The organism is Arthrobacter sp. B0316-1-20 (assembly GCF_059091865.1).
Genome location: NZ_JBNHHC010000013.1, coordinates 23,751 through 38,322 on the forward strand (window position 1 = coordinate 23,751; position 14,572 = coordinate 38,322).

The 14,572-nt window shown below is 68.6% G+C and carries 12 protein-coding genes; 6 read left to right on the forward strand and 6 right to left on the reverse strand.

Features of this window, described 5'->3' with window-relative positions; genetic code table 11:
- Nucleotides 1-293: 293 nt before the first annotated feature.
- Complete coding sequence (locus tag AC5RW2_RS20930; protein ID WP_494074485.1) at nucleotides 294-2,681, reverse strand: ATP-binding cassette domain-containing protein; 2,388 nt, start codon at nucleotides 2,679-2,681, stop codon at nucleotides 294-296.
- Between the two features lie 191 nt (nucleotides 2,682-2,872).
- Nucleotides 2,873-3,814: a 5'-3' exonuclease gene (locus tag AC5RW2_RS20935; RefSeq protein WP_494074486.1), complete on the reverse strand. Its 942-nt coding sequence runs from the start codon at nucleotides 3,812-3,814 to the stop codon at nucleotides 2,873-2,875.
- A gap of 61 nt (nucleotides 3,815-3,875) precedes the next feature.
- Here AC5RW2_RS20935 and AC5RW2_RS20940 point away from each other — a divergent pair, with 61 nt between their 5' ends.
- Entirely contained in the window at nucleotides 3,876-4,778 is a 903-nt protein-coding gene (locus AC5RW2_RS20940; protein WP_494074487.1) for a putative periplasmic lipoprotein, read from the forward strand.
- A gap of 91 nt (nucleotides 4,779-4,869) precedes the next feature.
- On the forward strand, nucleotides 4,870-5,502 hold the full coding sequence (locus AC5RW2_RS20945) for a peptide deformylase (RefSeq protein WP_494074488.1): 633 nt from the start codon (nucleotides 4,870-4,872) through the stop codon (nucleotides 5,500-5,502).
- Between the two features lie 25 nt (nucleotides 5,503-5,527).
- On the opposite strand, the gene AC5RW2_RS20950 is transcribed toward AC5RW2_RS20945, so the two are convergent.
- On the reverse strand, nucleotides 5,528-7,600 hold the full coding sequence (locus AC5RW2_RS20950) for a S9 family peptidase (RefSeq protein ID WP_494074489.1): 2,073 nt from the start codon (nucleotides 7,598-7,600) through the stop codon (nucleotides 5,528-5,530).
- A gap of 74 nt (nucleotides 7,601-7,674) precedes the next feature.
- On the opposite strand from AC5RW2_RS20950, the gene AC5RW2_RS20955 reads away from it, so the two are divergent.
- Nucleotides 7,675-8,577, forward strand: a complete 903-nt coding sequence (locus AC5RW2_RS20955) for a methyltransferase domain-containing protein (RefSeq protein WP_494074490.1) — start codon at nucleotides 7,675-7,677, stop codon at nucleotides 8,575-8,577.
- Nucleotides 8,578-8,601: 24 nt separating this feature from the next.
- Here AC5RW2_RS20955 and yczE read toward each other — a convergent pair whose 3' ends face one another.
- On the reverse strand, nucleotides 8,602-9,249 hold the full coding sequence (yczE, locus tag AC5RW2_RS20960; RefSeq protein ID WP_493999731.1) for a membrane protein YczE: 648 nt from the start codon (nucleotides 9,247-9,249) through the stop codon (nucleotides 8,602-8,604).
- Between the two features lie 267 nt (nucleotides 9,250-9,516).
- Here yczE and AC5RW2_RS20965 point away from each other — a divergent pair, with 267 nt between their 5' ends.
- From AC5RW2_RS20965 to AC5RW2_RS20975, 3 genes are all read left to right on the forward strand, one after another.
- A complete protein-coding gene (locus tag AC5RW2_RS20965) occupies nucleotides 9,517-9,990 on the forward strand; it encodes an NfeD family protein (RefSeq protein WP_493999730.1) in 474 nt (157 codons plus the stop codon).
- Between the two features lie 60 nt (nucleotides 9,991-10,050).
- Nucleotides 10,051-10,986 (forward strand): SPFH domain-containing protein, encoded by a 936-nt coding sequence (locus AC5RW2_RS20970; protein ID WP_494013994.1) that lies wholly within the window; start codon nucleotides 10,051-10,053, stop codon nucleotides 10,984-10,986.
- Nucleotides 10,987-11,257: 271 nt separating this feature from the next.
- Complete coding sequence (locus AC5RW2_RS20975; RefSeq protein WP_493978444.1) at nucleotides 11,258-11,605, forward strand: RNA polymerase-binding protein RbpA; 348 nt, start codon at nucleotides 11,258-11,260, stop codon at nucleotides 11,603-11,605.
- Nucleotides 11,606-11,694: 89 nt separating this feature from the next.
- On the opposite strand, the gene AC5RW2_RS20980 is transcribed toward AC5RW2_RS20975, so the two are convergent.
- The gene (locus AC5RW2_RS20980; protein ID WP_493999728.1) at nucleotides 11,695-12,426 is read right to left on the reverse strand and encodes a polyprenol monophosphomannose synthase; all 732 of its coding nucleotides are present in this window, start codon (nucleotides 12,424-12,426) and stop codon (nucleotides 11,695-11,697) included.
- A gap of 507 nt (nucleotides 12,427-12,933) precedes the next feature.
- Nucleotides 12,934-14,568, reverse strand: coding sequence for an amidohydrolase (locus AC5RW2_RS20985; protein WP_494074491.1), 1,635 nt, complete (start codon nucleotides 14,566-14,568; stop codon nucleotides 12,934-12,936).
- Nucleotides 14,569-14,572: the final 4 nt, after the last annotated feature.

Here is a 14,572-nt window from a genome sequence, read left to right on the forward strand (position 1 = left end):
TGCAGGCCGGCTGTGTTCGGCTCGTGGGTCCAATGATCCCTTGTCGTCCACAGACACACGAGCTCGCCGAACGTTGGCAACAGGCAGCCAGGACTCAATGTCACGCTATCTGTGCGGCGAGTTCGAGGCGAGACCCGATAGTGGGCTGGAAAAGCTGTTTTCCCGCAACCGCGTGTGCAATCGGGATCCCCTCGAACAACGTCGGCACTCCCCTCAAACCATCATTAGGTTGACATAACTCTGCACCCGCCTGCTGCCGTCGGCGCTCCGGACTCCGGCGGCAAGCTTGGTCCTCAGGCGCCGACGTAGGCCGCCAGGTGCTTGCCGGTCAGCGTGGAACGATCGGCGACGAGATCAGCAGGCGTCCCCTCGAAGACAATGCGGCCGCCGGCATGCCCGGCCCCGGGGCCGATGTCGATAATCCAGTCGGCGTGGGCCATGACGGCCTGGTGGTGCTCGATCACGATGACCGACTTGCCGGAGTCGACGAGGCGGTCCAGCAGGCCGAGGAGCTGCTCGACGTCGGCCAGGTGAAGTCCCGTCGTTGGCTCGTCGAGCACGTAGACGTCGCCCTTTTCGGCCATTTGGGTCGCCAGCTTGAGCCGTTGCCGCTCGCCGCCGGACAGCGTGGTGAGCGGTTGGCCCAGCGTCATGTAGCCGAGTCCCACGTCGGCGAGTCGTTCCAGGATCTTGTGGGCGGCCGGGGTGCGCGCGTCGCCTGTGCCGAAGAACTGCTCGGCCTCGGTCACCGGCATGGCGAGCACCTCCGCGATGTTCCGGCCGCCGAGCCTGTATTCCAGCACGGCCGCCTGGAACCGCTTCCCCTCGCATTCCTCGCAGGTGGACTCGACGGTTTCCATGATGCCCAGTTCGGTGTAGATGACGCCGGCGCCGTTGCAGACGGGGCACGCGCCCTCGGAATTGGAGCTGAACAAAGCCGGCTTGACGCCGTTGGCCTTGGCGAATGCCTTGCGGATCGGTTCGAGCAATCCGGTGTAGGTGGCCGGATTGCTGCGCCGGGACCCTTTGATCGCTCCCTGGTCAATCACCACGACGCCGGGGCGGCGGGCGACCGAGCCGTGGATCAGCGAACTCTTGCCCGAGCCGGCGACCCCGGTAATCACCGCGAGTACTCCGAGCGGGACGTCAACGTCCACGTCCTGCAGGTTGTGCGTCGAGGCGCCCCGGACCTCCAAGGCGCCGGTGAACGGGCGGACCGACTCCTTCAGGGACGCCCGGTCGTCGAAGTGGCGGCCGGTGGTGGTGTCGCTCCCCCGCAGTTCCTCAACGCTGCCTTCGAAGCAGATCGTCCCGCCCGACGTGCCCGCGCCCGGCCCGAGATCCACGACGTGGTCGGCAATCGCTATGGTCTCGGGCTTGTGCTCCACCACCAGCACGGTGTTGCCCTTGTCCCGCAACTGGAGCAGCAACTGGTTCATCCGCTCGATGTCATGGGGGTGCAATCCGATGGTGGGTTCGTCAAACACGTAGGTGACGTCGGTGAGCGACGAGCCCAGGTGGCGGATCATCTTCGTTCGCTGTGCCTCTCCCCCGGACAGCGTCCCCGCCGGCCGGTCGAGCGACAGGTACCCCAATCCGATCTCCGCAAACGAATCGAGCAGGTGCTGCAGCCCGGTGAGCAGCGGCGCGACCGACGGCTCGTCCAGAGCGCGGATCCAGTCGGCCAGGTCGCTGATCTGCATCTGGCAAAGATCCGCGATGTTCTTGCCGCGGATTTTCGACGACAGCGCCTCTTGCGCGAGCCGGGTCCCGTTGCACTCGGGGCAGGTGGCGAAGGTGATTGCGCGGTCCACGAAGGCCCGGATGTGCGGCTGCATCGCCTCACGGTCCTTGGAGAGCATCGATTTCTGGATCTTGGGAATCAAGCCCTCATAGGTGAGGTTGATCCCCTCCACCTTGATCTTGGTCGGCTCCGAATAAAGCAGCTGGTGGAGCTCCTTCTTCGTGTACTTCGCAATCGGCTTGTCCATGGGCAGTCCTGCACCGCTGAAGATGCGGCCGTACCACCCGTCCATGCTGTAGCCGGGTACCGTCAGCGCGCCTTCGGAGAGCGACTTCGTGTCGTCGTAGAGCGCGGACAGGTCGAAATCGCTGACCGAGCCCATGCCTTCGCAACGCGGGCACATCCCGCCGAGGCGGTTGAAGGTGGCCTTCTCCGCCTTGGTCTTGCCGCCGCGCTCGACCGTGATGGCCCCGCTGGCCTTGACCGACGGGACGTTGAAGGAGAAGGCGTTGGGCGACCCGATATACGGGTCTCCCAGCCGGCTGAAGAGGATCCGCAGCATGGCGTTGGCGTCGGTGGCCGTGCCCACGGTGGAACGCGGGTTGGCGCCCATGCGTTCCTGGTCCACGATGATTGCGGTGGTCAGGCCGGCGAGGAAGTCGACCTCGGGACGCGACAATGTCGGCATGAAGCCCTGGACGAACGCGCTGTAGGTCTCGTTGATCAGGCGCTGCGACTCCGCGGCAATGGTGCCGAACACCAGCGAACTCTTGCCCGATCCCGAGACCCCGGTAAACACCGTGAGCCGCCGCTTGGGGATCTCGATATTGATGTCCCTGAGGTTGTTCACCCGCGCGCCCTGCACCCGGATCTGGTCGTGGCTGTCCGCCGAATGCAGCGACGGCTGCTGCAGGTCCCTCGTCGTGGCCGTGCTCATTGCTGTCTCCATCCCTTGGGTGCCTCGCCCGCACGGCCCGACCCTGCGCCGGCGAGACCGCTGTCCGCTCGGTTCGGGGTGCCTTGCCTGCGGGCGCCCCTCCGCCCGACGCGGCAACGGTTACGTCTCTTTACCTTAATGGACTAGCCCGGAACCCGCTCCGGATTTTTGGTCCGCCGCGCGGCCGGTCGTTACTCCGCGGCCTCGCCGACCGCTTCGAGTGCTTGGCGGATGCGGCGGGACGGTCCGCCCAGGTTCAGGTCCTTCGCGAGCTGCTCAAGCCGCTCTGCCTCTTCGGGGCGCAGCGGCCGGAGGGCGGCATCGAACGTCCCGAGCTCCAGGTCGCGGACGACGCCGACAACGGTCGGCGCGACGTCGAGGTAATCGGCGGCCTCCGTGATCCTGGCCCGCATACGTGCCGCCATGGCAGCCGTGGGATCCGCTGCCGCCGCAACGATCCCGCCGAGGCTGCCGTAGTCCTTCAGCAGCCCGGCCGCCGTCTTGTCGCCGATGCCCGCAACTCCGGGCAGGCCGTCGGACGTGTCCCCGCGCAACGTGGCGAAGTCCGCGTACTGACTGGGCAGCACGCTGTACTTGCGCACCACCGACACATCGGTCATCACCTCGAGGTTGCTCATGCCCCGCGCCGTGTAGATCACCCGCACACCGCGGTCGTCGTCCACCAGCTGGAAGAGGTCCCGGTCCCCTGTGACGATATCCACCGGCACATCGGCCTGGGCCGCGAGACTGCCGATGACGTCGTCGGCCTCATGATGGTCCGCGCCAACGACGGCGACATTGAGCGCGTCGAGCACCTCGCGGATCAGGGGCAGTTGCTCGACCAGGCCCGCCGGTGTCTCCTCGATATCGAGACCGTCGGGCACGCGCCGGGCCACGCGGTGGCCCTTGTAGGTGGGGAGCAGCTCAACCCGCCAGGCGGGGCGCCAGTCGTTGTCCCAGCAGGCCACCAGCCGGGTGGGCCGGTAGTCGGCGATCAGCCGGGCCATGATGTCGAGCAGCCCGCGCACGGCGTTCACGGGGGTGCCGTCCTTGGCCTTGATCGTGTCCGGCAGGGCGTGGAAGGCCCGGAAGTACAGCGACGCGGTGTCGAGGAGCATCAATCGTTCGGCCACAGGTTGCCCTTTCGCTGCCGGTGAGGAGCACGTCCACGGGAGTTGGTACTACCTTAGTGGCATGGCTCCCGGTCCCCTGCGGTACCGCAGCGGCTTGGTGGCGCTGCCGATGACGGCGGCCCTGCTGGCCGCATGTTCGGGCGCTCCCGGGAGCCTCTCCCCTGCTTCCCCGAGTGCCCGGAACGTGATCACTGCTGCCGTGGACCAGAGCCGGGCGGACTACACGGACCGGGTGGTCAGCCTCATGATCACCAACACCTCCGCGCAGCCCCTGCTCGTCACCTCCGCGGCGCTGCATTCCCCGCTTTACGACGACGCCGCCGACTGGAAGCCAACGCGCACCGGCGGGACCAAGGTGGCCCCCGGTGCGACGGTGAGCCTGCCGGCCGACCTGCCGGCCGCCCGGTGCTCCGCCGGTCCGTCCCCGACTGCGGCGGAGTATCGGATAACCGTGACCCTTGACGGCGAGGGCCCCGCGCCGGGCACGGTGGAGGTCCCTGCCAGGGATCCGCACGGTGTCCTCGCGCGCAACCACACCGGGGACTGCCTGGCCCAGGCGGCGGCTTCGGTGGCCGGGCTTCGGGTCAACCCCGGGCTTCAGGTGCTGGCCGGGAGCCGCGCTGCCGTCGTCGGAGTCGAGGTCCGGCCGTCCGGCGGGAAGGGCTCGCTGGTGATCGAATCCTTCGGGACCACCACCTTGCTCAGCGAAGACGCCGAACACCCGTGGCCCAAAAACATCCGGGTGGCCGGGACGGATCCGGCGTCGCGGCTGGCCCTGCATGTCGTGCCGACCCGCTGCGATCCCCATGCGCTGGCCGAAGACAAGCTGGGCACCAAGATTCCGGCAACGATCAGGACGGCGGGCGGAGCGGGCGTGCTGCGGCTGGACGGCGGACGGGATTTCACCCGCGAGGTATACCGGTTTATCGCCGACGCCTGCTCCTCCGCGGACCGGAGCGGCTAGCGGCGCAGGATCGACCGGAGCGGCTAGCGGGGCAGGATGGGACGGAGCGGCCAGCAGCGCAGCAAGGGCTGGCGCCCCTACACTGACAGCTGTGACTGACTACCCTGCGGAACGCCTGCGCGATCTCGTTCATTCGCTGGTCGCCTCCGGCGACCCTGCGCCCATCCTGCAGGTCGGCGAGCCCGTGCTGAGGCAGCCTGCCGCGACGTTCGACGGGCAATTGGACGACGCGGAACTGAACGCCCTGCTCGCACTCCTGCGCCGGACCATGCACGCGGCGCCCGGCGTCGGACTGGCGGCGCCGCAGATCGGCATCCCGCTGCGCATCGCGGTCCTCGAGGATGCCTTCCCAACGGCGCCCGAGGTGGCCGCCACCCGGGAACGGGCCCCGCTCCCCTACTTCGCCATCATCAATCCGTCCTACCGCGCCCGCGGCGACGAGACAGCCGCATTTTACGAGGGGTGCCTGTCCTTCGCGGGCTACCAGGCGGTGGTGGAACGCCCCCGCAGCGTCGACCTCGACTTCGAGCGGCCCGACGGCGTCCGCGTGCGCGAGACCTTCTCGGGTTGGCAGGCCCGAATCGTGCAGCACGAAACGGACCACCTCTCGGGCACGATCTACGTGGACAAGATGCAGCCCCGGTCTTTGAGCGGCAATGACGAGTACACCCGGCACTGGGCGCAGCCGACGATTGACCTGGCACGCGCCGGCCTGGCCTTCTAGGCCCCGCAACGGCCCAGCCGCCGTGCTACGCCCGGGCTGCGGGATCCGGTTCGGCGGCTGCCGCCCGTCCGCCGTCGTTGTTCTGCGCCGTGGGAAGGTGGGCCGCCCACCAGCGCAGGATTTCGTCGAAGCGCTGCTTCCGGTGCCACGGCGTACCGGTACGGGACAGCTCATGGTTCTCCCCGGGGAAGATCAGCAATTGCGTGGGCACGCCGCGCTGCTTGAGGCCCACGTAGTAGCGCTGGGCCTGTTCCAGCGGGCAGCGCAGGTCGTCTTCGGAGTGGATGACGAACACCGGCGTCCGGACGGAATCCAGCAGGGCGAACGGGTTCTGGCTGTGCACCTGCTCGGGATCCGTGCCGGTGTATTCGTCGGAGAAGAACCAGCCGATGTCCGAGGAGCCGGCGAATGACGGCGGGTCCAGGTAACCCCGCTCCACGATCGCGGCGGTGAACCGGTGGTCCCGGGACACCGTCCAGGCGGTCAGGTAGCCGCCGTAGGATCCGCCCATGATGCCCTGCCGCGTACCGTCCAGCTGCGGGTATTTGGCGACGGAACCCTCCAGGAACGCCAGGACATCGGCCATGGCGAGGGTTCCCAAGGCACCCTTGACGGCGCGCCCGTGCGCCTGCCCGTAGCCCGCGGAACCGCGCGGGTTGCACATGACGACGGCGTAGCCGGCCCGGGCATAGACCTGTGCCTCGTCGAAAACCTCCCAGCCGTACTGCGCGAACGGCCCGCCGTGGATGTTCAGCAGCACGGGATGCGGCCCCCGGCCCTCGGGCAGCAGCACCCAGCCGTGCACCGGGTATCCGTCGGCCGAAGCAAAAGTCTCTTCCCGCGGCGCAATGAGGCCCGAGTCCCGCAGCTCCGCGGAGAAGTCGGTCAGCCGGGTGAGCCCGCCGCCGGCCACGAGCCCCAGATCACCGGCGGTCGACGCGTCGGAGAAACTGACGACGGTGTGGCCCGCCGCCCGGTCGGCCGCCGCTGCGTTCAGCGGCCCGTCGACCAGGACCGCCATGCCGCCGGTTGCCGAGACCTCCACCAGCTGCACGGCGCCGCGCTGCCGGTTCAGGGCCAGCACCGCATCCGGGCCGGCCGCCACCAGCGTGCCTTCGCCCAGGTCCGTCCCCTCCGGATCGGTCAGGCGGCGCACCTCGTGGGGGGCGGAGACCGGAGCCGCGTACAGCGCGGCATTCTGCGCGACGAAGTCCCTCCCGCCGCCGATGAGGCTGCCGAGGTAGAACAGCCAACGGCCGTCGGCGCTGGGCTGCGGCGACGCGGCGGCCAGGAGCGGGCCGGAAAGGTTGGACATCAGCCACGGGCTGCCGCCGGCAGCGTCGGGCTCCAGCGCGTACACGTCCCGGCGCAGGTCCTCGTCGGCTCCCTCGTGGAGGGCGGCGGTGAAGTAGAGCGTGCGGCCGTCCGGGCTGAAAGCCGGGCAGTCATGGTCGGCGTCCGCGAACGTCAGCCGGCGCGCTTCGGGCACGGCGGTGAAAGCGGCTTCGCCGTCCCGGCCCGCCCGCCGGGCGGCGCGGCCCACCGGGGCGACCGGCGGTTCGGCCTGCAGATCCGGTGCGTCCACCGCGAACAGCTGGGCCCGCTTGTCGCCGGTGTAGCCGACCCCGTTCAGGCGGTACTTGTAGCCGGTGACCAGCCGGGCATCCTCGGCGCCGGGGCCAACGCCGTCCATCGTGCCGTAGCGCCCGTCCGCGGGGACCCGGGCCGCGAAGACCAGGCGGCGTGAGTCCGGGGACCAGACGAACGAGGAGACCCCCAGTTTCTCGTCCGTGACCGCGACCGGCTCCCCGCCCCGACTGTCCACCACCATCAGTTGCGCCCGTTCCCCCGGTCCGGCCGCGCGCAGGAACGCCAGGCAGAGCCCGTCGGGCGAGTAGGCGGGTGCGGTGTCCCTAAAGCCGCGCGTGAGGCGGCGGGGCGCACCGCCGCCGTCGTCCAGCGGGACTTCCCACAGTTGCCCCACGTAGCTGTCCGACGCGAAGTCGGGATGCGTGGCCGAAACCGCGGCCCGGCCGCCGTCCGGATGGAGCGTGGGGGCGGACACGGAATTTAATAAAGCAATGTCTTCAGATCGCACGACTGTGAGCCTAGTCTCACCAGCAGGCCGGAGCCAATCGGCGGATCGTGGTCCGGCTTTGCCTAGGATGGAGCATGCCCTCCGCCCCGCACTTCCAGGACCTGATCCCGCTGCTGCTCTGCCCGGTCTGCGGGGAAGGACTGCTGGCCGCCGGGCCCACCCCGGCCCAGGGGCTGCGCTGCGCGGAGGGCCACCAGTACGACGGCGCCCGGCAGGGTTACGTCAATATGCTCACCGGGCGCGGCACCCGGTTCACCCCGGACACGGCCGACATGGTGTCCGCCCGGGAGGCGTTCCTGGCCGCCGGCCACTACGCACCCCTGGCGGACCAGCTGTCCCGGACGGTCCGCGCCCTTCAGCCCGGCTCCCCCGCTCCCGTGGTGCTGGATGCCGGCGCCGGTACCGGCTACTACCTCGCGGCCGTCCTCATGGGGCTGGGCGACGGGCGGGCCGTGGCGCTGGACCTGTCCAAGTTCGCCCTCCGGCGCGCGGCCCGGATGCTGCCGGACGCCTTGTGCCTGGTCTGGGACCTCTGGAAGCCGCTGCCGCTGGCGGCCGGGACCGTGGACCTGATCCTCAACGTTTTTGCGCCCCGTAACCCGGCCGAATTCGCCCGTGTGCTGAAACCGAACGGGCACCTGGTGGTCGCCACCGCTGCGCCGGGGCATTTGGACGAGCTGCGTGACGTGGTCCCGCTGCTGGCCGTCGACACCGATAAGGCCGACCGGCTGGGGGCGGCCCTGGGCGGCGACTTCGAAGAACTGGCCGCCGATCCGCTGCAGGTGCCGCTTCAGTTGGGCGCCGAGGACATCGTGCGGCTGGTCATGATGGGGCCCAACGCCCACCACACCGACGCCGACGCGGTGCGTGCGGCCGTCGGGGATGCCGGACGGCCGCTGCAGGTTACCGCGCGTTTCACCGTGAGCACGTACCGGCGCCGCGGCCGCGACGGGGAGCCCGTCCGCCCCGCCGGTTAGCCGCCGCCGGTGTCCGAGCGCCCCCTAGCCGCGGCCGGGCCTGGCGGGGGATTTCTTCCGGACGCCCGGATTCAGGTCGACGAACATCCACTTCAGGAACAGCTGGATCAAGGGTCCGATGGCCAGGACGAACACCAGGGTGCCGAGGCCCACGACGCCGCCGAGCAGCCACCCGGCGAGGGTTGCCGCTGCTTCAATGCCGGTGCGGACTATCCAGACCTGCCAACCGGTCGCGGCGTGCAGGCCGGTCATCAAGCCGTCCCTGGGTCCGGGTCCGAGGCCTGCCCCGATATACAGCGCGCTGGCCGCCGCCAGCAGGACCAGTCCGGCCGTGAACGAGAGGACCTGCGCGGCCAGGTGATCCCAAACCGGGATGAGCAGCAGCCCGAAGTCGGCGAAAAACCCCACGAGGATGGCGTTCGCGACCGTTCCCGCGCCCGGCTTTTGCCGCAGCGGGATCCACAACAGCAGCACGGCCGCGCTGATCGCCACCGTGGCCCAGCCGAAACTGATGCCCGTGGCCTTGGCGACGCCCTGGCTGAGCACATCCCAGGGGGCCGAGCCAAGATTGGCCCTGATCATCAGCGCGATGGCGATCCCGTAGGCGAAGAGGCCGGCCAGCAGCCGCAGCGTCCGCAGGGACAGCCGATTGCTGGTCAGCAGGGTTCGCATGGCCGGTTCCGGGGTGCGCGGCAGGGCGCGGTGTTCAGCACTGGATCATCCTATCCGGCAACGCACCCAGGCCCGCGGGACGGCCTATCTGGTCACAACTTGGCCACGAAACGCCTCGTAGCGTCCGGAAGTGACGGATTTCACTCCGCCGCGCGTCGTCGTCGGGCATGATGGAGGTACTAAGGGCACCGGCAGCCCGCGGTTTCATGCATGCGTGCAAGAGGCAGGCTCGGGAGACGGCGGCTGCTCCAACATCAGGGGGTACTGATGATCGAATGGCTCGTCGCCAACAGCTGGGTCCTCTGGCTGGCCGTGTTCCTGATCCTGGCCATCGTCGAAATGATGACGCTGGACCTGTTCTTCATCATGATGTCCTCCGGGGCGCTCGTGGCCCTGTTCGCGGCACTGCTCGGCCTGCCCTTCTGGATGCAGGTGGTCATCTTCTGCGTGGTCGCGTTGCTGATGGTCCTTTTCGTCCGACCGGTAGCGCTGCGGCATCTGCGCAGCGGACCGCGGGACCTGGCTACCAACGTTGACCGGCTGATCGGCGAATCGGCGATGACCCTCGAATCCGTCACCGATCATTCCGGCGTCGTGAAGATCGGCGGCGATACGTGGTCGGCCCGGTCGGCGGACGGCTCGCCCATCCCGGCCGGCCAGCGCGTTTCGGTCGCCCGGATCGAGGGGGCGACCGCCGTCGTGACTCCGCAGCGCGCGGACGGGCCGCTGCCGGCCCAGTAAGACCCGGGCGGGCATCGTGCCGGCACCGTGACCCACTGAAACCACTCTTAGAGGGGAACTATGGATAGCAATATCGGAATCTGGATCGTGCTGCTGGTCCTGATCGTCTTCGTCGTAATCGTGCTCGTCCGCGCCGTGCGGATCATCCCGCAGGCACGGGCGGGCGTCGTGGAACGGCTGGGCAAGTACCAGCGCACGCTGAACCCCGGGTTGACCATCCTGATCCCCTTCGTGGACCGGCTGCTGCCGCTGCTGGATCTGCGCGAACAGGTCGTGTCCTTTCCCCCGCAGCCGGTCATCACCGAAGACAACCTGGTGGTCTCCATCGACACCGTCGTCTACTTCCAGGTGACCGATGCCCGCGCCGCGACCTATGAGATCGCCAACTACATCCAGGCAGTGGAGCAATTGACCACCACCACGCTCCGCAACGTGGTGGGCGGCCTGAACCTGGAAGAGGCGCTCACCTCACGCGACCAGATCAACGGCCAGCTCCGCGGCGTCCTGGACGAGGCGACCGGGCGCTGGGGCATCCGCGTCTCCCGCGTGGAACTCAAGGCGATTGACCCGCCCCACTCCATCCAGGACTCCATGGAAAAGCAGATGCGGGCCGAGCGCGACCGCCGGGCGGCCATCCTGACGGCTGAAGGCACCAAACAGTCCCAGATCCTGACGGCCGAAGGCCAGCGCCAGGCGGCCATCCTCGCCGCCGAAGGCGACGCCAAGGCAGCGATCCTGCGTGCCGACGGCGAGGCCCAGGCAATCCAGAAGGTGTTCGACGCCATCCACAAGGGCAACCCCACACAGAAGCTGCTGGCCTACCAGTACCTGCAGACGCTGCCCAAGATCGCCGAAGGCGAGTCGAACAAGCTCTGGATCATCCCCAGCGAGGTGGGCGAGGCGCTCAAGGGCATCGGCAGCCTGCTGGGAACGGCCACCCCGGACAGCGAGACAGCCCCGGCCGCCTCAACAATCGGCAGCGAGCTGCGCGGCTGACACAGCAGAAAACAGGCACGGGGCCGGGAGCCCGGAGCGTCAGCCGGTCGGATGCTCCGCGCCCCGGCTTCGGTTTACCCGGGACCGCCGCCCGGACTATAATGGGTGGTTTGCCGGGAAGTTGCCGCCTACAACCATCCTTGACGCAGGCGGGATTCGCGTTATCATCGCGGCCGGGAACAGACGGCCGCCCGCCGACGTTGAGAGTGTTAGCGAGCCATCGCGGACGCGGTCCAGCCGCCTGTCCGCCACAAGACAAGAGGGAGAGATCATGAGCGATCGTAGCCTGCGGGGTATGCGCCTCGGAGCGCAGAGCATGGAGACTGAATCCGGTGTTGAACCGGCTCCGCGCCAGCGCGTTGAGTACCGTTGCGAGGACGGCGAGCAGGTGTTCGTGACCTTTGCCGCAGAAGCCGAGATCCCCCCGGTATGGGTTTCCAAGTCGGGGAAAGAAGCACTCCTGGTCAACGGAGAAAAGCCCGTCGACCCGAATGCCAAGCCGGTGCGCACCCACTGGGACATGCTGCTGGAACGCCGCAGCGTTGAGGAGCTCGAACAGATCCTCGAGGACCGCCTGACCAAGCTGCGCGAACGCCGCGGGGAACGGCGCACGGCTTAAGGCCTGACAGCCCCGTCCTTAAAGAGAGGGAGCGCGCCCGCCGGGGCGCGCTCCCTCTCTTTGTGCCGTGGGGTTGTGTGCGGTCGCGGTCAGCCTTTGCGGGCGCGGAGTCTCCGCCACTTGTCCGCGATCCCCCACTTGGTGACCAGCAGGATGGACTCCAGCACGATGCCGCCGCTCATTTTCGAGTCGCCGTATTCGCGTTCGACGAAGGTGATCGGCACTTCACGGACCGCCAATCCTGCCTTCAGCGTCTGCCAGGTGAGGTCGATCTGGAAGCAGTAACCAACCGATTCCACGCTGTCGAGATCGATGGCGCGCAGGGTCCCGGCCTTGAAAGCGTTGAAGCCGCCGGTGATGTCCCGGATAGCCACGCCGAGCATGAGCCGGGAGTACAGGCTGCCGGCCAACGAGATGGCCTTGCGGTGGAGTGGCCAGTTGACGACCTTCCCGCCCGGAATCCACCGCGAGCCCTTGACCATGTCCGCGCCGCCATCGAGTGCGCCCAGTAACCTGGTCAGTTCCTCGGGCTGGTGTGAGCCGTCGGCGTCCATCTCCACCAGGACGTCGTACCCGGCGTCAAGCCCCCAGCGAAAGCCGGCGATGTAGGCGGCGCCCAGCCCCGCTTTCCCTTCGCGGTGGAGGACATGGATGGCGGAGTCATCGGCCGCCAGCCGATCGGCCAAGGTTCCGGTGCCATCCGGGGAATTGTCGTCGACCACCAGGATGTCCGAGCCGGGTACGGCGGTGCGAAGGCGGGCTACTGTCTTCGGGAGGGACTCGATCTCGTTATACGTCGGGATGATGGTGACGACCCGCACTCAGTGGCCTTTCGAACGTTGTGCTGCAAACCGCAGATTTCCTCGTGCCGGAGATACCCGGAGGCTTCCGCATCGACGGTCCAGTATAGGCCATGAGTTTGTACCGGAGGCCGGCGGGCACGCCCGGCCGCGCGGCCTGAAGGTGAAAGGAAGGGTAGGTCCACACGCCTTCGGGCCACGAAAGCAAACCTGTGGGGGAACGCAGACATGTTTTCTACTGACGTGCGGACCTACCCCGGAAGTGCCGGTTCGTCAAGGGACGTCGGGCGCAACCGCCCGCAGGCAGGTGCCGCCAGCAGCCTCTCTCCCCGGCACGGACCGGTATCCGCGAAGAAATACCGGCCCATTGAGAGTTCAGCCTACTGGTTGTGCGGGATGTGTCAATACCGCTCTGACCTGCGGTTTTGTCCATACCTGCACGTCAGAGCGGGGCTCCCGGCGGTCGAAAGTTCTCGAAATCAAACAAATCGTTCAGATTTTTCCGCGACCGCCGAAAACGGAACTACCTCAGGAGCCGTCATAAATGGTTACTCCATTCATCACCGTGCGGACACACACCGGCAACCTGCCACTGTCCAGGGAGGGCAGCATCGGCGTGCCCGCACGCGCATCGGTGCTCCAAGCGGACACCCGCGAGTCGGGAGTCTGGATGGAAAGTTCGTCCGCGTCCCAGACGGCGAACGTCGCGGGAGTACCCGGAGCCAGCTGGCCCTCCATGGGGTTCCGTTCGCCCGCGGCCCGCCAACCGGCCCTGGTGTGCGCCAGGAACGCCGCCCGGGCGGAGATCTGCTCGGACCGGTTATGGTGCTCCAGGCACGCCTTCACGGCGGCCCACGGGCTTTGTTCCGTGACCGGGGCGTCGGACCCGATCGCGACCGGAACGCCCGCAGTCTGCAACGTTCCCACCGCGTTCATGGCGAGTGCAGACTCGGCGCCCAGCCGCGTGGCATACATGCCTTCCGCCCCGCCCCAATAGGCGTCGAAGAGCGGCTGCATGCTGGCGGTCACCCCGTGCCGGAGCATCCGCTCCAGCGCCCCCTCGGGGACCATTTCCACATGTTCAAGGCGCGGGCGGGCCGACCGTACCGCCGCGTCCCCGACGCGTTCGGCGGCCAGGTCCAGGGCGTCAAGCACCCGCAGCAACCCGGCATCGCCAATCACGTGGAAACCCGCCTGGATGCCCTGCTCCGCTGTCAGTTCCACATGCCGCGCAGCAGCCTCGGTGTCGAGATAGAGCGTCCCGTGCTCCCCCGGGAGGTCGGCGTAGCCCGCACTGACGGCCGCCGAATGCGATCCGACGGACCCGTCCATGGTCAGGTCCCCGCCCAGCCCCCGCAGGCGGCCGGAGAAGTAGTGCACCGTTTCCTTGACCTGTTCGGCGGAGGTCATCAGCTCCCCCCAATACGGCAGGATCCTCGGCCCGGGCTCGGCATCGCCGAGTTCGAGCAGCGCCAGCAGGTCCTCGGCGGGACCCAGCTGCGGGGCAGCCATTTCCGTGACGGCGACGTACCCGCGGGACGCAGCGTGCCGCAGGGCCAGACGCTGGAGCTCTTCGCGCCGGCCGGATGCAGGGATCTGGACCGCGGCCCGGGCCCGTGCAAGGGCCGGCCCGCTGGCCGTCCCGGTCTCCGACCAGCCGGGCAACTCCGAGAGCGACAGGCGGGTCGCCAGCGCGGCCGAGACGGCCGCGGAATGGACATCCACCCGCGTCAGGAAGACATCCGCCCCGCCCGACGCGCGATCCAGTTCGGCGGCGGAGGGGGCGCGGTTCTCGGGCCAGCGGGTTTCGTCCCAACCGTGGCCCAGGACGGGGCCGCCGTCCTGCCGGGAAGCGGCGGCGACGGCGTCGAGCAGTTCCACCAGCGACGCGCAGCCGGTCAGGTCGAGCGAGGACAGGGCGAGCCCCGTCTGCGTCACGTGGGCGTGCGCGTCCACGAAACCGGGCGCCACCAGACGTCCATCGAGGTCGACCACCCGCATGCTGCCGTCGGCAATGGACGTCGCGGCGTGCTCCGACCCGATCCAGGCCACGGTGCCGCCGTCGACGAGCATCGCCGTGGCGTACGGGTCGGCGGCGCTGTAGACGCTGCCGTTGCGGTACAGCGTAAGGCCCGTGGCAGCGGGCAGGACAGATTCGCTCATGGAA